Consider the following 15,687-nt stretch of genomic DNA (forward strand, 5'->3'; position numbering starts at 1 on the left):
ACAGAAAATGGGATGTCGCTATTTTATGGGATACGCCGGCCTATCGACCTCGCTGTCGCCACCGGGTGGCTTCGGCAATCTCGGCCTGTATTTCCCGTGTCTTATCCATCCGTTCCCCGCGATAGAACAAATTGAACGCCTCGAACGGAATCATCCTCCCATCCGGTTGCGCAAAGTGGATGCACGACTTCTTCAGCGCCCGCAGGTCGAGGTTGGCGGCATCCATGAACTGCACGATCAGCACGCGGAAGACGTTCTCGTAGGCGAGTTCCGGCGCCGAGATCGCCGGCAGGCAGCAGAGCAGCGCCGACAGGCAGTTGGCCTGCGATTCGGGCGAGTGATTGGTCGAGAAGAGTTTGAACACGGCGTCCTTCATCGCCGGGTCGCGCTCGAAGACGATGGTGTTGCGCGGGCCGGCGAGCAGTGCTTCGGGGCCGAGGTGGCGGGTCAGCGGCAGGGTTTCGCCGCCCAGCTTGAGGGCGTAGCCCATGGCCAGGGTGTCGGGGTTGCAGGGGACGGGAACGATGTCGTCGAGAGTGAACAGGCCCGACTGCTCGGCGATGCGGCGGCGCACTTCGCTGACCGTCAGGCGATGGCGCTGCGGCTCGAAGGCGAGGTTGCGCCCGGCATCGGACACCGGCTGCAGCGTCACGCCGCGCACGCAGCGGAATTTCAGACCATGCTGGATGACCTCGCCGATCTGGTCGTCGTTGATGCCGCGCTTGACGGTCATGACCAGGGTCGTCGAGATGCCGTGCGCCTCCAGGTTGGCCAGCGCCCGCTCGTGGATGGCGGCGAGGTCGGCGCCGCGCAGGTGCTGCAGGACGTCGTCGCGCAGGGAATCGAACTGCAGGTAGATCTCGATGCCCGGCTTGTAGCGGGCCAGCCGGGCGACGAAATCCGGCTCGCGGGCGATGCGCAGGCCGTTGGTGTTGATCATCAGGTGGCGGATCGGCCGCGCCTTGGCAGCATCGAGGATGGCGAAGAATTCCGGATGCAGCGTCGGCTCGCCGCCGGAAAGCTGCACCACGTCCGGCTCCCCTTCGTTGGCGACGACGGCGTCGAGCATCGCCTCGACCTCGGCCAGCGAGCGGTGCGCCTGCCGCTCCGGCCCCGACTCGGCATAGCACACCGGGCAGCGCAGGTTGCAGTGTTCGGTGATCTCGACCACCGACAGGCAGGAATGCTGCATGTGGTCCGGGCACAGGCCGCAGTCGTAGGGGCAGCCGTAGCGCATCTCGGTATTGAAGCGCTCGGGCATTTCCGGATGCTTGACGTAAACCTCGCGGCACAGGCGGTAGTAGTCGGCATCGTCGGCGATCAGCACGCGCTCGCTGCCGTGCGCCGGGCACCATTTGTCGAGATAGACGTCCTTGTCCTTGATGACGATCTTGGCCTCGACCTGGCGCAGGCAGGTGGTGCACACCGAGGCGGTGGTGTCGTAGAACAGCCAGGGGCGGTTCTTTCGGCTCATGGTGTTGGCTCCTCGTTGGAAGACGGATTATTGGCGTCGGCCCGCCGCCAGTTGCGGAACACCCACCACACGGTGAGGCCGCCTCCGGCCACCGCGAGCAGGCCGAGCAGGACGATCCACAGCCCGTCGTTGACGTTGCTGCCGATCATCACGCACAGCCCGCCGCTGCCGATGGCCAGCAGGCCGGCGGCGATCAGGCAGATCCGGAAGAGGGTTTTCAGAATGGTCAGCATGCTCATGCGCTCCTCTCGCTATCCCGATGTTGATTGCCGGTCGGCCACTGCCGCCAGACCAGCGGCAAATAGATGCACAGCCCGACCAGGCACACCCACTGGATGCCGGACAAGCCCAAGGGATAGGTATAGGGGATGGGCTTGATGGCATCGACCAGCAGACGCCAGCCGAGGTAGCCGACCAGCATGAGCTTGAAGAGCAGACCGGAGCGGCTTGCCAGCCGCTGCCGCAGGTGCGCCAGCCACCACCAGAGCCCGGCGGCGAACAGGATTTCGTAGAGCTGCGCCGGATGACGCGGCACGCCGTCGCCGAAATCGACGGCCCACGGCAAGCCGCTCGGATTGCCGAAGGTGCCGTCCTCCAGCCCGGCCAGGAAGCAGCCGACCCGCCCGATCATCAGGCCGAGGAGAACGGGAAAGACGAAGGCATCGCCAGTCGAATGCCGGATGCCGTTGAGCTTCTTGGCGATCTCGACGCCGACCAGCCCGCCGAGCAGCCCACCCACCATCGACTGACCGCCCAGCAGCAGCGTCGGCGTGTTCCAGTACTGCACGAACAGATGCGGCATTTCGATCCAGAACACCGCCTTGTTGCCGATGGCTGCACCGAAGACACAGCCGACGGCGACGACGAAACCCTCGCCGTGCAGAATGCTGCCGCCCCCACTGCGCCGGCGGAGCAAGCGGTAATAGGCGGCGCCGACAGCCAGGGCGAGCATTTCGAAAATGCCGTGGACCAGTGCCGCCTGTTCGTGCGGAATGAAGTTCATGGCCAGGATGCCGCCGCCTCAGCGGCACTCGCCGCGCAGCGCGCGGACCCGGGCCTGCAGATGCTCCGGCGTCGCCTCCCCGGCCGGCACCGGGGCACCGACATGCAGGGCGATGTCGGAGAACACGCCGCGCCGGAACGGCTTGCTCATCGCCGTGCCATCGACCCGCGAGAAGAAGCTGCCCCATAGCCCGGACAAGGCCATCGGCAGCACCGGCACGGGGTTGCCGTCGAGGATGCGGCTGACGCCGGGCCGGAAAGGCTGCAATTCGCCATCGCGGGTGATGTTGCCCTCGGGGAAGATGCCGACCAGGTCGCCATTGGCCAGGGCGCGGGCGGCCTCGGCGAAGGCCGCCTCCATCATCGCCGGGTCTTCCTTGGCCGAGGCGATGGGGATGGCGCCGCAATGGCGGAAGACGAAGCCAAGCAGCGGCGTCCTGAAGATGCGGTGGTCCATCACGAAACGGATCGGACGCGGCGAGGCACCCATGATCACCACCGCATCGGCGAAGCTGACATGGTTGGCGACCAGCACCGCGGCACCTTCCTTGGGGATGTTGTCCAGCCCGGTGGCACGCAGGCGATAGACGGCCTTGACCAGCAGCCAGGCGACGAAGCGCAACAGGAATTCCGGCACCAGCCCGTAGATGTAGATCGCCACCGTCGCGTTGAGCAGCGCGGCCAGGCCGAACAGCGCCGGCATCGACAGCCCTTCGCCGAGCAGCGCCGCCGCGCCCAGCGCGCCGACCACCATGAACAGCGCGTTGAGGATGTTGTTGGCGGCGATGATGCGCGCCCGGTGCGCCGGCGAGCTGCGCAGCTGGACCATGGCATAGAGCGGCACAATGAAGAAGCCACCGAAGACGCCGAGCATCATCAGGTCGAACAGCACGCGCCAGACGGCCGGGATGCTGAGCAGGGCGAGCAGCTCGTGCGGTGTCGTGCCGGGCAGGCCGACCGGCGAGGCGAAATAGAGGTCGAGCCCGAACAGCGTCAGGCCGATGGAACCGAAGGGCACCAGGCCGATCTCGACATGCTTGCCGGACATCCGCTCGCAAAGCATGGAGCCGACGCCGATGCCGACCGTGAAGGTGGCCAGCAGCAAGGTCACCGACGACTCGCCGCCGCCGAGCACGAAGCGGGCGTAGGCCGGGAACTGGGCGAGGAACAGCGCGCCGTACAGCCAGAACCACGAGATGCCCAGGATGGACAGGAAGACCGTGCGGTTCTCGCGGGCGAAGGCGATGTTGCGCCAGGTTTCCGACAGCGGGTTGAGATTGACCCGCAGTTCCGGCGCCGGCGCCGGGGCGGCCGGAATGCCCCGACTGGTCAGATAGCCGGCCAGCGCCACGACGAAACCGCCGAGCGCGATCCACGCCGGGTGCTCGACCGATCCGGCAAGCAGCCCCCCGGCCAGCGTGCCGATCAGGATGGCGACGAAGGTGCCGGCCTCGATCAGCGCATTGCCGCCGACCAGCTCGTCGGTGTGCAGGTGCTGCGGCAGGATCGCGTACTTGACCGGCCCGAACAGCGTCGAATGGCAGCCGAGCAGGAACAGCGCGACCATCAGCACAGGCAGGCTGGTCAGGAAGAAGCCGGCGGCGGCGACGCCCATGATGGCCATTTCCAGGACTTTCACCAGCCGGGCGAGCATGGCCTTGTCGTATTTGTCGGCCAGTTGCCCGGCTGTGGCCGAGAACAGGAAGAAGGGCAGGATGAAGATGCCGGCCGCCAGGTTGGCCAGCAGTTCCGGCCTCAGCGTCGTCCAGTGCGCGGCCTGGAAGGTCAGCAAAACGACCAGCGCGTTCTTGAACAGGTTGTCGTTGAAGGCGCCGAGGAATTGCGTGGCGAAGAAGGGCGCGAAGCGCTTCTGTTTGAGGAGTCCGAATTGTCCGCTCATGCGTGGCTCGCAGCGAAAAGGCGGCGGGTCTGGAACACCGCCGGGGAGAAGGAATGGCCCTGCCAGTTGAGCAGGCGCTTCAGGGCAAAGTCGAAGAGCAAAGGGTTGTGCTGGCGCAGCAGGTCGAGATCGCCCACCGCCGCCTTCGGCAGCAGGCCGGCACGGGCCAGGGCGCCCGGCGACGTGAGCGGGACGATGCCGGGCAGCGGATAGTCGGAACCGTGCAGCAAGCGGTCATGCAGGTCGCCGCGTTCGAGCAGGCTGCGGATCAGCGCCGGTTTCCGGTTGCGCTGGGTGATGGCCGAAATGTCGCCATGCAGCCGGTCCTTGGCGCGCGCTTCGGTCATCAGCTTGAGGAACAGGTCGAAGCTGCTGACAACCTTGCCATCGTCGTCGACATCGCTGCCCAGCGAGGCGCAGTGGGCGACCACCACCTTGACCCCGGCATCGAGCGCCCGGCGCAGGCGCAGTGGATTGCCGAAAGCCTGCGTATCGCTGCCCTTGACCGCCTTTTCCTCGCCGCAATGGACGATCAGCGGCGTGCCGGTTTCGGCCAGCACGCGGTAGAAGGCATCGCATTTGGCGTCGGCCGGGTTCATGCCCATCGCCGCCGGCAGCCATTTGACGGCACGGGCGCCGTTGGCGACGGCCAGCCGCAGTTCGTCGGCCGCCCCGGCACGATAGGGGTGCAGCGAGGCGACCCACTCGAAACGCGCCGGGAAATCACGCGCCAGCTTGGCCGCCCAGGCGTTGGGCACGTAGAAGGCCGAATGCTCGGGGTGCGCATCGCCCCGGCCGTCGTGGAAGCGCTCGAAAGCGAAGAGCATGACCTTGAAGCCTTCCGGCATCGCATCGCACAGGTTGAGCAGGCGGGCGACATAGGCTTGATCGACCTTGCCCGGCGCATCGTGGGCGCAGCCGGCATTCATGTAGAACAGGCGCTGGGCGTAATGCAGCGGATGCAGCCAGCTCGACAGCTGCGGCCCGACGACGATGCCGCTGCCGCCGTCGCCCAGCCCGGCCAAATGCACATGGCAGTCCCAGACCTGCGCCGGGTCGATGCCGGCCCACGCCTGGCGCAGCCACGGGCTGTCGATCAGGCCGGCCGGGATGGCGACCCGGCATTTGTTGACCAGCAGTGGCTTGGCCGAGCTCCAGCCGGCGGCCGACAAGGCGGCACCACCGGCGAGCAGGCCGATGAAACGGCGACGGTTCATCACACCGCCTCCGCCAGCCGCTTCAGCGTCACGTAATCGACCTTGCCGGTGCCCAACAACGGCAGCGACTCGACGCGGTGGATCTTGCGCGGCACGGCCAGTTCCGGCACGCCGGTTTCGCGCGCCTTGGCGGCAAGCAGTTCGCGCGTCAGCTCGCCGTCGGTGGTGAACAGCACCAGCGCCTCGCCCTTGGCCGGGTCGGTCTGGCTCGAGGCGGCATGCTGCAGGGCCGGCGAAGTCGCCGTCGCCAGCTTCTCGACAACCTCCAGGCTGACCATTTCGCCGGCGATCTTGGCAAAGCGCTTGACCCGGCCGACGATCTTCACGAAACCGTCCTCGTCGAGCTCGACCACGTCGCCCGTCTCGTACCAGCCCTCGCCGGCATCCGACACCGGCGGCTGCAGCACGCCGGGCCGGTCGGCCTTCAGGTAGCCGGCCATCACGTTCGGGCCGCGCACGTGCAGGATGCCGCCGTTCGGGATACCCGGCACCGGCAGCAGCTTGTGCTCGATGCCCGGCAGCAGGTTGCCGACGGTGCCGGTCTTGTAGGCCATCGGCGTATTGACCGCCAGCACCGGCGCCGTCTCGGTCGCGCCATAGCCTTCGAAGATGCGCTGGCCGAACTTCTCGAACCACTGGCTGCGCACGGCTTCCGACAGTTTCTCGGCGCCGGCCACGACGTAGCGCAGGCGATAGAAGTCGTAGGGATTGGCGAACTTGCCGTAATTGGCGAGGAAGGTCGAAGTGCCGAACAGGATGGTGCAGCCGCGGTCGTAGGCCAGCTCCGGGATCACCCGATAGTGCAGCGGCGACGGGTAGAGAAAGAGGCTGGCGCCGTTGAGCACCGGCAGCAGCGCGCCGGCGGTCAGGCCGAAGGAGTGGAAAATGGGCAGCGCATTAAGCACCTTGTCGTAGACCGAGAAGTCGATCACCGAGCGGATCTGCGCGATATTGGCCAGGATGGCTCGGTGCGGCAGCACGACGCCCTTCGGCTTGCCTTCCGAACCGGAGGTGAACAACACCACCGCCGCGTCTTCCGGCGATGCCGGCAGCGCGAAGGCACGCGGGAAATGCAGCGCCCACAGCACCAGCCACAGCTTGTCGGCGAGGCCGATGCGCTCGCGTACGTCCTCCAGATAGACCAGCTGCACGTTGGCCAGCCCCGCCAGCTTGTCGGCCAGCTTGGCCTGCTCGACGAAGGCGCGCGAGGTGACGACGGTCTTCAGCTCGGCGGCATCGCATGCCGCCTGCATGGCCTCGACACCGGCCGTGTAGTTGAGCATGGCCGGAATCCGGCGGCGGGCGCTGAGACCGAAGATCAGCCCGATGGTCGGCACCAGGTTGGGCAGCAGCAGGCCGACCCGCTCGCCGGGCTGCGTCAGGCGCTCGATCTGGCGGCCGAGCATCAGCGCCATCTTGAGCAGGTCGTTGTACGAATACTCGATCTGCTTGACGTCCTCGAGCAGGCGGCGACTGCGGCCGTAGATATCGACCGCGTCGCACAGCGCTTCGTAGAGGGTCTGCTGCGGCCGGGAGGCGACGATCATTTCCTGCATCAGGCGGCGCATGGCCTCGCCCGACTTGCGCCGGCGCAGCTTGGCGGTCGCCCCTTCCGGCATCGGGAAATGCCGCGCCGGCAGGATGGAGAGGCGGATTTTGGGGAACAGCTGCTTTGGATGCTTGCCCGACAGGCGCGAGAAATAGGTGCGCTCAGCCCCCTCCAGGCGGACCGGCACCACGGTCGCCCCGGTCTTGGCGGCGACGAAGGCCGGGCCGTCGTACACCTTCATCAGCGAACCGGTCAGCGTGATCCGCCCTTCCGGGAAGATGACCACCGGGCGGCCGGTTTCGATCAGGCGGATGACCTTCTTCATGGCCATCGGACTGGTCGGATCGACCGCCAGGTAATCGACCTGCGAGAGCAAGATGCGGAAGAAGCGGTTCTCGGCGATGGTCGTATGGACGACGAAGACCGGATCGATGGGCAGGAAAAGGCCGAGCAGCAGACCGTCGAGGAAGGACTGGTGGTTGGCGACGACGAGCAGGCGCTGATGCCGGAAATCGGCCTGCTGCGCAGTCACTTCGACACGGAACAGCAAGCGGGCCAGGCCGCGCAACAACGGCCGCAACAGGGTGCGCAGCATCAGGTGTTATCCCTCACGTAGTCGAGGACGTTGCCGAAGGTTTCGCTCAGCGCCTCGCGGTTGATCCAGAACCAGACTTCCTTGCCGATCTTCTCGGAAGCCAGCACGCCGGACTCGTGGAGAATCTTCAGGTGGTGCGACACGGTGGAGCGCGCCAGCGTCGACACCTCGGCGATCTGCCCGACGTTGATCCGCTCGCCCGGCTCGAACAGGAGCAGGATGCGCTGCCGGTGCTCGTCGCCGAGCGCCACGAAAATCTTGGACATCGCCTGCCAGGCGGCAGGGATGCTTTGGGAGTAGTCGGATTTCATGTCGATAATCTTAGTTATATCGACATGACTTTGTCAACAAATCCCTCTCGTTACCCGCGCCGGGGATCCCCCACGGATGCGTCCCGGCAGCGGCCATGCGGCGCCTGGATCATTGGCGAATCACGTCGCCTTTCAGGGCGAAGGTGATCGCCAGCACATCCTTGCGGGCCGATTCGTCGATGCCGTGTTTTTCGAGGACGGCCATGATGTCATCCATCACGGCCATGTATTCGGCCTCGCTGATATTCATGCCGCGATGGGTCTCCAGCATGCTGCGCCCGGTGTATTTTTCCGGACCGCCGCTGCCCGCGCCGAGGAAATCGCGATTGTGTTTCTTGATTTCCTCGACCCGCTCGGGCCGATCCAGATAGGGCAGGAATCGGGCCTTGATGACCGGGTTGTTCAGATGCGCCGCGACGATGTCGTCGACGATGCTCGCGATGCCAGCCGCTCCGCCGAGCCGTTCGTAAAGGGTATTCATATCGCCTCCTGCATCGGTTTGTCGTACGACAAGATCAGCGGCCCAACCCTCCGATCAAAGCAAAGTATTTTTGTCCACTATTCTTCGTAGAAGAGAGGAGCGCCTTGGTCAAGGACTCATCGATCCTTGCGCCGCGACTCACCCCAGCCAGCGTCCCAGCTCCTCGCCAGCGAGGTCGATGAAGGCCCGCAGCTTCGGCGGCATGAAGCGCTGGCGGGGATAGACGAGATGCACCGGGTCGGCCTTGGCGTGCCAGTCGGGCAGCAGGCGCACCAGACGGCCGGCGGCGCATTCCGCGCGGCACAGGTATTCCGGCAGCAGGGCCACGCCCTCGCCGGCCAGCGCCATGGCGCGGATGACCCGGACATCGTTGATCATCACCAGCCCGGGCAGGGGCACGGTGACGCTGCCGCCCTCTCCGCTCAACGTCCAGCTTTCCTTGCCGAGCGGGGTGAATTGCAGGCAGCAGTGATGGCGCAGCGCCTGCGGCGAATCCGGGAGCGTCGCCGCCGCCAGGTAATCGGGGCTGGCGAAGGGCGCCCAGCGGGCCAGCCCGATATTTTTCGCGATCAGCGTCGAATCCTTCAGGCTCCCCGTCCGGATCGCGACATCGACGCCCTCGGCGACCAGATCGACATAGCGGCTGACCAGCACCAGGTCGATGCCGACCTTGGGGTAACGGCGATGCATCTGCCGGACGATGTCGGCCAGCAGGTCGTCGCCGATGTCGGCGGGGGCCGTGACCCGGAGCAGGCCCTTGGGCTCGCCGATCGATTCGGTCACCGCCGCTTCGGCATCGAGCATGTACCCAAGGCCGGTCGCCGCATGCCGGTAATACAGGCTACCGGCGTCGGTCAGGCTCAGGCGGCGCGTCGTGCGCTGCAATAGTGTGACACCAAGGCGCCGCTCAAGCCGGGCGACGCGGGTGCTGACGGTAGACGTCGGCAAACCGAGCAGGCGGGCGGCGGCGCTAAAACTCCCGGCATCGACGACTTTGACGAATACAGCGGCTTCGTTGAGATCCATTGTTCAACAATTTGAAAAGTTATTTCACATTTAACCATCTAGCGCTCGAATTGTCTGCCATCTAAAGTACATAAACCAACGCAACTTCACGGAGAGCAGACATGAAAAAACTGGCATTCATCAAGCGCAGCAACGGCAGCCACTGGGTCGGCGACGGCTTCCCGGTGAAGAGCATCTTTTCCTACAGCGACATCGCCGAGGAAATGTCGCCCTTCCTGCTCATGGACTACGCCGGTCCGGCCAACTTCCCGGCCACCACCCGCAAACTCGGCGTCGGCCAGCATCCGCATCGCGGCTTCGAGACGGTGACCATCGTCTATGAAGGCGGCGTCTCGCACCGCGACTCGTCGGGCGGCGGCGGCACCATCGGCCCCGGCGACGTGCAGTGGATGACGGCGGCTTCCGGACTGATCCACGAGGAGTTCCACAGCCCGGCCTTCGCCGAGCAGGGCGGCGCCTTCGAGATGGTGCAGCTGTGGGTCAACCTGCCGGCCCGCGACAAGATGGCCGCCCCCGGCTACCAGGGCATCACCGCCGGACAAATCCCGGAAGTGGCCTTGCCCGGCAATGCCGGCACGGCACGCGTCATCGCCGGCCAATACGGCGATAGCCAGGGCCCGGCCAGCACCTTCACGCCGATGAACGTCTGGGACCTGCGCCTGAAGGCCGGGCGCCGCGTCGCCTTCGACCTGCCGGCCGGCCACACGACGGCGCTGTTCGTCCTGCGCGGCAGCCTGCGGATCGACGGCAAGCACACCATCCGCGCCGCCGAGCTGGCCGTCATGGAGCGCGACGGCAGCCGCCTGGAGTTCGAGGTCGGCGAGGATGCCGTCGTGCTCCTGCTCAACGGCGAGCCGCTCAACGAGCCGGTGGTCGGCTATGGCCCCTTCGTGATGAACAGCGAAGCGGAAATCCAGCAGGCGATCGACGACTTCAACAACGGCCGCTTCGGACGGATCGGCCACTAACCACCAAATGCAATCCCCTGGCTCTGCCGGGGGATTGTTAACCCGCAGCACCTCAACCGCACCGACAGGAGAGAGACCATGAGCACCCCCGCCAACTTTGCCAACGCCAAGCCCAGCATCGATCCGGCCAACGCCGCCATGCTGCTCATCGACCACCAGAGCGGCCTGTTCCAGACCGTGCAGGACATGCCGATGCCGGAGCTGCGCGCCCGCGCCGCCGCCCTCGCCCGGATGGCGACGCTGGCCGGCATTCCGGTGATCACCACCGCCTCGGTGCCGCAAGGCCCGAACGGCCCGCTGATCCCGGAAATCCACGCCAACGCGCCGCATGCCCAGTACGTGGCCCGCAAGGGCGAGATCAACGCCTGGGACAACCCGGATTTCGTCGCCGCCGTCAAAGCCACCGGCAAGAAGCAGCTGATCATCGCCGGCACCATCACCAGCGTATGCATGGCCTTCCCGGCGATCAGCGCGGTCCATGAGGGCTACCAGGTATTCGCCGTGGTCGATGCCTCGGGCACCTACTCGAAGATGGCGCAGGAAATCACCCTGGCCCGCGTCGTCCAGGCCGGCGTCGTGCCGATGGACACCGCCGCCGTCGCCTCGGAACTGCAGCAGACCTGGAACCGCGCCGATGCGCTCGACTGGGCCGAGGTGTACACCCGGATCTTCCCCGCCTACCAGTTGCTGATCGAAAGCTACGGCAAGGCGCAGGAAGTCGCGAAGAACAACGAAGTGCTGGATTCCCAGCGTTAATCAGCCCAAAGGAGAATCACCATGAGCAAGCCCTACGTCAAACTCGACAAGAACAACGCCGCCGTCCTGCTGGTCGACCACCAGGCCGGGCTGTCCTCCCTGGTCCGCGACATCGACCCGGACAAGTTCCGCAACAACGTGCTGGCGCTGGCCGACCTGGCCAAGTATTTCAAGCTGCCGACCATCCTCACCACCAGCTTCGAGAACGGCCCGAACGGCCCGCTGATGACCGAGCTCAAGGAGACCTTCCCGGATGCGCCGTACATCGCCCGCCCCGGCCAGATCAACGCCTGGGACAACGAGGACTTCGTCAGGGCGGTCAAGGCCACCGGCAAGAAGCAGCTGATCATTGCCGGCATCGTCACCGAGGTCTGCGTCGCCTTCCCGGCGCTATCGGCCCTCGAGGAAGGCTACGAGGTTTTCGTCATCACCGACGCCTCCGGCACCTTCAACGAAGTCACCCGCCATTCGGCCTGGGACCGCATGTCGGCGGCCGGCGCCCAACTGCTGACCTGGTTCGGCGCCGCCTGCGAACTGCACCGCGACTGGCGCAACGACATTGAGGGCCTGGGCACGCTGTTCGCCAACCACATCCCCGACTACCGCAACCTGATCAACAGCTACACCACCGTTCAGAACAGCAAGTAAGTCCATACGCCCCCCGCCTGCCGCGGGGGGCATCGATCCCGATGGAGCGCATTCCCATGCAAAAACTACTGCAACTCAAGACCAGCCTTTTCGCCAACCAGGGTCAGTCCAGCCAGCTGTCCGACGCCTTCGTCGCCGCCTGGCAGCTCAGCCGGCCCGGTTCGGCGGTCACCGTCCGCGACTTTGCCGTCGATCCCGTGCCGCACCTCGACGGCGCCGCTTTCCAGGCCTTCCTGAGCCAGCCGGAGGAGCGCAGCGCGGAACAGCAAGCGAAAGTCGCCTATTCCGACGCGCTGATCGCCGAACTGCAGGCGGCCGACGTGCTGGTCATCGGCCTGCCGATGTACAACCTGGGCATCCCCTCGACACTGAAGGCCTGGATCGACCATGTCGCCCGCGCCGGCGTCACCTTCCGCTACACCGCGAGCGGGCCGCAGGGCCTGCTCACCGGCAAGAAGGCCTATGTCTTCGCCACCCGCGGCGGCCGCTATGCCGGCACCGCGTTCGACACGCAAACCGATTTCGTGCGCAACTTCCTCGGCTTCATCGGTATCGGCGAAGTCGAATTCGTTTATGCTGAAGGTCTAAACATGGGCGAGGAAAGCAAGAGCGCCGGACTGGCTGGCGCCCATGCAGAACTGGCCCGCATTGCCGCCTGAAGGAGAAACGCGATGTCTACGCCACCCACCGTCAAAGCCACGCTGGAAGAAACGCCTTACATCGTCAGCTTCAGCGACGACCTCGGCCACACCTGGACGGCCGACGAGCCGCTCGAGGTCGGCGGCGGCAACACGGCACCGACGCCCGAGCGGCTGATCCTGGCCAGCCTCGGCGCGTGCACGGCGATCACCCTGAAGATGGTCGCCGCCCGCCGCCAGTTGCCGCTGACCGGAGTCGAGGTCGAATTGCAGCTCAATCCCGCCGGCAGGCCGGAGAGCGGCAACGACATCGTGCGCCGGGTCACCGTGCACGGCCCGCTCGACGCCGAGCAGCAGGCGCAACTGCTGAAGGTGGCCAACGCCTGCCCGATGCACAAGCTGCTGGCCGGCGAGATCCGCATCCACACCGAACTCGCAGCCTGAGACCGGGGCGGAGGGAAAAACATGGGCAAGAATCGCCTGGAGGCCTTCAGCGACGGCGTGCTGGCCATCATCATCACGATCATGGTGCTGGAAATGAAGGTGCCGCACGGCGAATCCTTCGCCGACCTAGCACCGGTGATGCCGGTGTTCCTCAGCTACATCCTGAGTTTCGTCTACGTCGGCATCTACTGGAACAACCACCATCATCTGCTGCACACCGCGCACCGGGTCACCGGGCGCATCCTGTGGGCCAACCTCCACCTGCTGTTCTGGCTGTCGCTCTTTCCCTTCGCCACGGGATGGATGGGCGAGAACCATTTTGCACCGGCGCCCACGGCGCTCTACGGGGGCATCCTGTTGATGGCCGGACTTGCCTACCTGTTGTTGCAACGCGCCATCATCGCCGGCGAAGGCGGTGGATCGATACTCCAGCAGGCGCTCGGCAGTGACGGAAAGGGCAAACTCTCGATACTCGGCTACAGCCTGGGCGTCGCCACCTCCTTCTGGGTAGCCGGTGTGGCCCAATCGCTCTACGTCGCCGTCGCGCTGATGTGGCTGATCCCCGACCGGCGCATCGAGCGCTCCATCGAACAGCAAGACCACCGGGAAGGAAATCCATGACTACCCTTGTCCGCATCGAACCCCGCAGCGCCGACCTCGGCGACGGCATGTTGGTGCGCCGCACGCTGCCCAGCCGCCAGCAGCGCATGGTCGGCGCCTGGTGCTTCCTCGACCATGCCGGGCCCGTCGACTTCCCGCCCGGCAAGGGCATGCACGTCGGCGCCCACCCGCACATCGGCCTGCAGACCTTCACCTGGCTGATCGAAGGCGAAGTGCTGCACCGCGACAGCCTGGGCAACGAGCAGGTCATCCGCCCCGGCCAGGTCAACCTGATGACTGCCGGCCAAGGCATCGTGCACACCGAGGATTCGCTGCACGACGGCCGGCGCCTGCATGCCGCGCAGCTGTGGATCGCCCTGCCGCCGGAAGCCGAAAGCTGCCCGCCCGCTTTCGCGAATCATCCGGACCTGCCGCAGTGGCAGCAAGAAGGCGCCCGGCTGACCCTGCTCGCCGGCACCCACGAGGGCCGGACAGCGCCGACCCGCGTCCATTCCCCGCTGCTCGGCCTCGACATCGACAGCGCCGCGCCGGCCAGCATCGACCTCGCCCTCGACCCGGCCTTCGAATACGGCCTGCTGCCGCTGGTCGGCGAGGTCGGCATCGGCAACGAGCGTTTCCCGGCCGACGAATTCGCCTACCTCGGGCCGGGCCGCAGCAGCCTGCGGCTCGACCTGGCCGCCGGGAGCAAGGTCTTGCTGCTCGGCGGCGTGCCCTTCGCGCAGCCCGTTGTGATGTGGTGGAATTTCGTCGGTTCGACCAGGGCCGGCATCGCCGAGGCGCAGCGCCAGTGGGAAAATGGCGACGCCCGTTTCGGCCCGGTCGGCGACGGCTCGGCACCGCGCCTGAGCCCGCCGCCCCTGCCCTGGCGCGACTACTGAGGGGCGGACTGGCTGGCCAGCCAGGCCTCGTAGCCGCCCTTGAGCGGCTTGACCGACAGATAGCCGGCGTTGAGCAGATGCCGGGCCGCCTGGACCGCGCCGGCATCCTCCGGGCAGGCGCAGAGGGTGACGATGGGCCTGTCCTTCGGCCAGTCGCCGACCGCCTCGTGCAGGAAATCGTGCTCGGCGACGCGCGCCCCGACGATCGGCCCGGTTGCCGCGATCATCGTCGCGCCGCGCAGGTCGAGGACGAGCGGCGGCGTGTCGCTGTCCAGCGCCGCCAGCAATTCGGCCGGCGTAACGTGGGGCACCGCGCAGAATTTCCGGAAACGATACTTCTGCCACAGCTTCCAGCCCAGCCAGACGGCCAGCAGGACCAGCGCCACGAGCAGCGCCCGCGCCGCATGGCGGTCGAGCGCGGCGATGGCCGCCTGGACCGCATCCTGGAGCAGCCACCCGGCGCCGATCGCCGCCCCCGCCCACAAGGCGGCGCCGACCCCGGCCGCCAGCAGGAAGCCGGCCTGGCTCATGCGCAAGGCCCCGGCGATGGGCGGCGCCACCGTCGAGAAGCCGGGGATGAACTTGGCGACGACCAGGGACGAAATGCCCCAGCGGATGAAGCGGGCCTCGGTCTGGCTGACGCAGGACGAGGGATTGATCGACAGCTTGCACAGGCCGGCCAGCACCCGGTAGCCGAACACCTTGCCCGACCAGTACCACAGCCAGTCGGCGAGCACCGAGGCGACTACGGCGGCGGCCAGCACCTGGCCCAGGCCGCTTGAGGTCGCCGCCAGGCTGCCGGCCAGCAGCAGGGTCGGCACGGCGGGAACCGGCAAGCCGAGTTGCTGCAGCAGCACGTTGAGGAAGACGACGGTGACCGCGTCCTGGCGCAGCGTCTCGGTGATCTGGGCAATATCCATGGTGTCAGATGCGGGGCATGGCCGCTGGGGGCAAGTTGAGCGAAGACATCGTTTCCTCCGTGGTTGGATTCGCGCGACGGAAAGCAAACTTTAACGCACCGTTCGACCCGGTGGGCCAAAAGCCAGACAACGCGCCGGAACGCCGAGTTCCCGCTTGGGATACATCCGGCATACGTGGCACAATTGCCAATTATCGCAACACCCTTGGGAACAGGCCATGGCCACCATCCTGCTGGTCGACGACTCGACCGCCATCCGC

17 protein-coding genes are annotated in these 15,687 nt (G+C 66.4%); 7 read left to right on the forward strand and 10 right to left on the reverse strand.

Annotated elements, in window-relative coordinates:
- Nucleotides 1-40 precede the first annotated feature (40 nt).
- The 9 genes from Q0P59_RS10505 to Q0P59_RS10545 all read right to left on the reverse strand — a co-directional run bounded on the left by Q0P59_RS10505 (nucleotide 41) and on the right by Q0P59_RS10545 (nucleotide 9,555).
- Nucleotides 41-1,474, reverse strand: a complete 1,434-nt coding sequence (locus Q0P59_RS10505) for a radical SAM protein (RefSeq protein WP_295006399.1) — start codon at nucleotides 1,472-1,474, stop codon at nucleotides 41-43.
- On the reverse strand, nucleotides 1,471-1,707 hold the full coding sequence (locus tag Q0P59_RS10510) for a hypothetical protein (RefSeq protein ID WP_295006401.1): 237 nt from the start codon (nucleotides 1,705-1,707) through the stop codon (nucleotides 1,471-1,473). Before Q0P59_RS10510 ends, Q0P59_RS10505 begins: the two co-directional genes overlap by 4 nt.
- A 2-nt stretch (nucleotides 1,708-1,709) precedes the next feature.
- Entirely contained in the window at nucleotides 1,710-2,477 is a 768-nt protein-coding gene (locus Q0P59_RS10515) for a prolipoprotein diacylglyceryl transferase family protein (RefSeq protein ID WP_295006403.1), read from the reverse strand.
- An 18-nt stretch (nucleotides 2,478-2,495) separates the two neighbouring features.
- A complete protein-coding gene (locus Q0P59_RS10520) occupies nucleotides 2,496-4,376 on the reverse strand; it encodes an MFS transporter (protein ID WP_295006405.1) in 1,881 nt (626 codons plus the stop codon).
- On the reverse strand, nucleotides 4,373-5,593 hold the full coding sequence (locus tag Q0P59_RS10525) for an amidohydrolase family protein (protein WP_295006407.1): 1,221 nt from the start codon (nucleotides 5,591-5,593) through the stop codon (nucleotides 4,373-4,375). Before Q0P59_RS10525 ends, Q0P59_RS10520 begins: the two co-directional genes overlap by 4 nt.
- Complete coding sequence (aas, locus tag Q0P59_RS10530) at nucleotides 5,593-7,737, reverse strand: bifunctional acyl-ACP--phospholipid O-acyltransferase/long-chain-fatty-acid--ACP ligase (protein ID WP_295006409.1); 2,145 nt, start codon at nucleotides 7,735-7,737, stop codon at nucleotides 5,593-5,595. The genes Q0P59_RS10525 and aas overlap by 1 nt, the downstream gene beginning before the upstream one ends.
- A complete protein-coding gene (locus tag Q0P59_RS10535) occupies nucleotides 7,737-8,048 on the reverse strand; it encodes a metalloregulator ArsR/SmtB family transcription factor (protein WP_295006411.1) in 312 nt (103 codons plus the stop codon). The genes aas and Q0P59_RS10535 overlap by 1 nt, the downstream gene beginning before the upstream one ends.
- A 109-nt stretch (nucleotides 8,049-8,157) precedes the next feature.
- On the reverse strand, nucleotides 8,158-8,529 hold the full coding sequence (locus Q0P59_RS10540; protein ID WP_295006413.1) for a group 1 truncated hemoglobin: 372 nt from the start codon (nucleotides 8,527-8,529) through the stop codon (nucleotides 8,158-8,160).
- Between the two features lie 138 nt (nucleotides 8,530-8,667).
- Nucleotides 8,668-9,555 (reverse strand): LysR family transcriptional regulator, encoded by an 888-nt coding sequence (locus tag Q0P59_RS10545; RefSeq protein WP_295006415.1) that lies wholly within the window; start codon nucleotides 9,553-9,555, stop codon nucleotides 8,668-8,670.
- A gap of 101 nt (nucleotides 9,556-9,656) precedes the next feature.
- Here Q0P59_RS10545 and Q0P59_RS10550 point away from each other — a divergent pair, with 101 nt between their 5' ends.
- The 7 genes from Q0P59_RS10550 to Q0P59_RS10580 all read left to right on the forward strand — a co-directional run bounded on the left by Q0P59_RS10550 (nucleotide 9,657) and on the right by Q0P59_RS10580 (nucleotide 14,508).
- On the forward strand, nucleotides 9,657-10,523 hold the full coding sequence (locus Q0P59_RS10550; protein ID WP_295006417.1) for a pirin family protein: 867 nt from the start codon (nucleotides 9,657-9,659) through the stop codon (nucleotides 10,521-10,523).
- Between the two features lie 78 nt (nucleotides 10,524-10,601).
- Nucleotides 10,602-11,279 (forward strand): isochorismatase family protein, encoded by a 678-nt coding sequence (locus Q0P59_RS10555; protein ID WP_295006419.1) that lies wholly within the window; start codon nucleotides 10,602-10,604, stop codon nucleotides 11,277-11,279.
- A gap of 21 nt (nucleotides 11,280-11,300) precedes the next feature.
- Nucleotides 11,301-11,927: an isochorismate family cysteine hydrolase YcaC gene (gene ycaC, locus Q0P59_RS10560; RefSeq protein ID WP_295006421.1), complete on the forward strand. Its 627-nt coding sequence runs from the start codon at nucleotides 11,301-11,303 to the stop codon at nucleotides 11,925-11,927.
- A gap of 56 nt (nucleotides 11,928-11,983) precedes the next feature.
- Nucleotides 11,984-12,586, forward strand: coding sequence for an NAD(P)H-dependent oxidoreductase (locus tag Q0P59_RS10565; RefSeq protein ID WP_295006424.1), 603 nt, complete (start codon nucleotides 11,984-11,986; stop codon nucleotides 12,584-12,586).
- A 12-nt stretch (nucleotides 12,587-12,598) separates the two neighbouring features.
- A complete protein-coding gene (locus Q0P59_RS10570) occupies nucleotides 12,599-13,009 on the forward strand; it encodes an OsmC family protein (RefSeq protein WP_295006426.1) in 411 nt (136 codons plus the stop codon).
- A 21-nt stretch (nucleotides 13,010-13,030) separates the two neighbouring features.
- Nucleotides 13,031-13,630, forward strand: a complete 600-nt coding sequence (locus tag Q0P59_RS10575) for a TMEM175 family protein (RefSeq protein ID WP_295006428.1) — start codon at nucleotides 13,031-13,033, stop codon at nucleotides 13,628-13,630.
- Nucleotides 13,627-14,508 (forward strand): pirin family protein, encoded by an 882-nt coding sequence (locus tag Q0P59_RS10580; RefSeq protein ID WP_295006430.1) that lies wholly within the window; start codon nucleotides 13,627-13,629, stop codon nucleotides 14,506-14,508. The genes Q0P59_RS10575 and Q0P59_RS10580 overlap by 4 nt, the downstream gene beginning before the upstream one ends.
- Here the strand turns inward: Q0P59_RS10580 and Q0P59_RS10585 are convergent.
- Nucleotides 14,502-15,428, reverse strand: coding sequence for a VTT domain-containing protein (locus Q0P59_RS10585; protein ID WP_295006432.1), 927 nt, complete (start codon nucleotides 15,426-15,428; stop codon nucleotides 14,502-14,504). The two genes, Q0P59_RS10580 and Q0P59_RS10585, sit on opposite strands and share 7 nt — an antisense overlap.
- Nucleotides 15,429-15,687 lie beyond the last annotated feature (259 nt).

The sequence above is a fragment of the uncultured Dechloromonas sp. genome (assembly GCF_945957265.1).
In the GTDB taxonomy this organism is placed as follows: domain Bacteria; phylum Pseudomonadota; class Gammaproteobacteria; order Burkholderiales; family Rhodocyclaceae; genus Azonexus.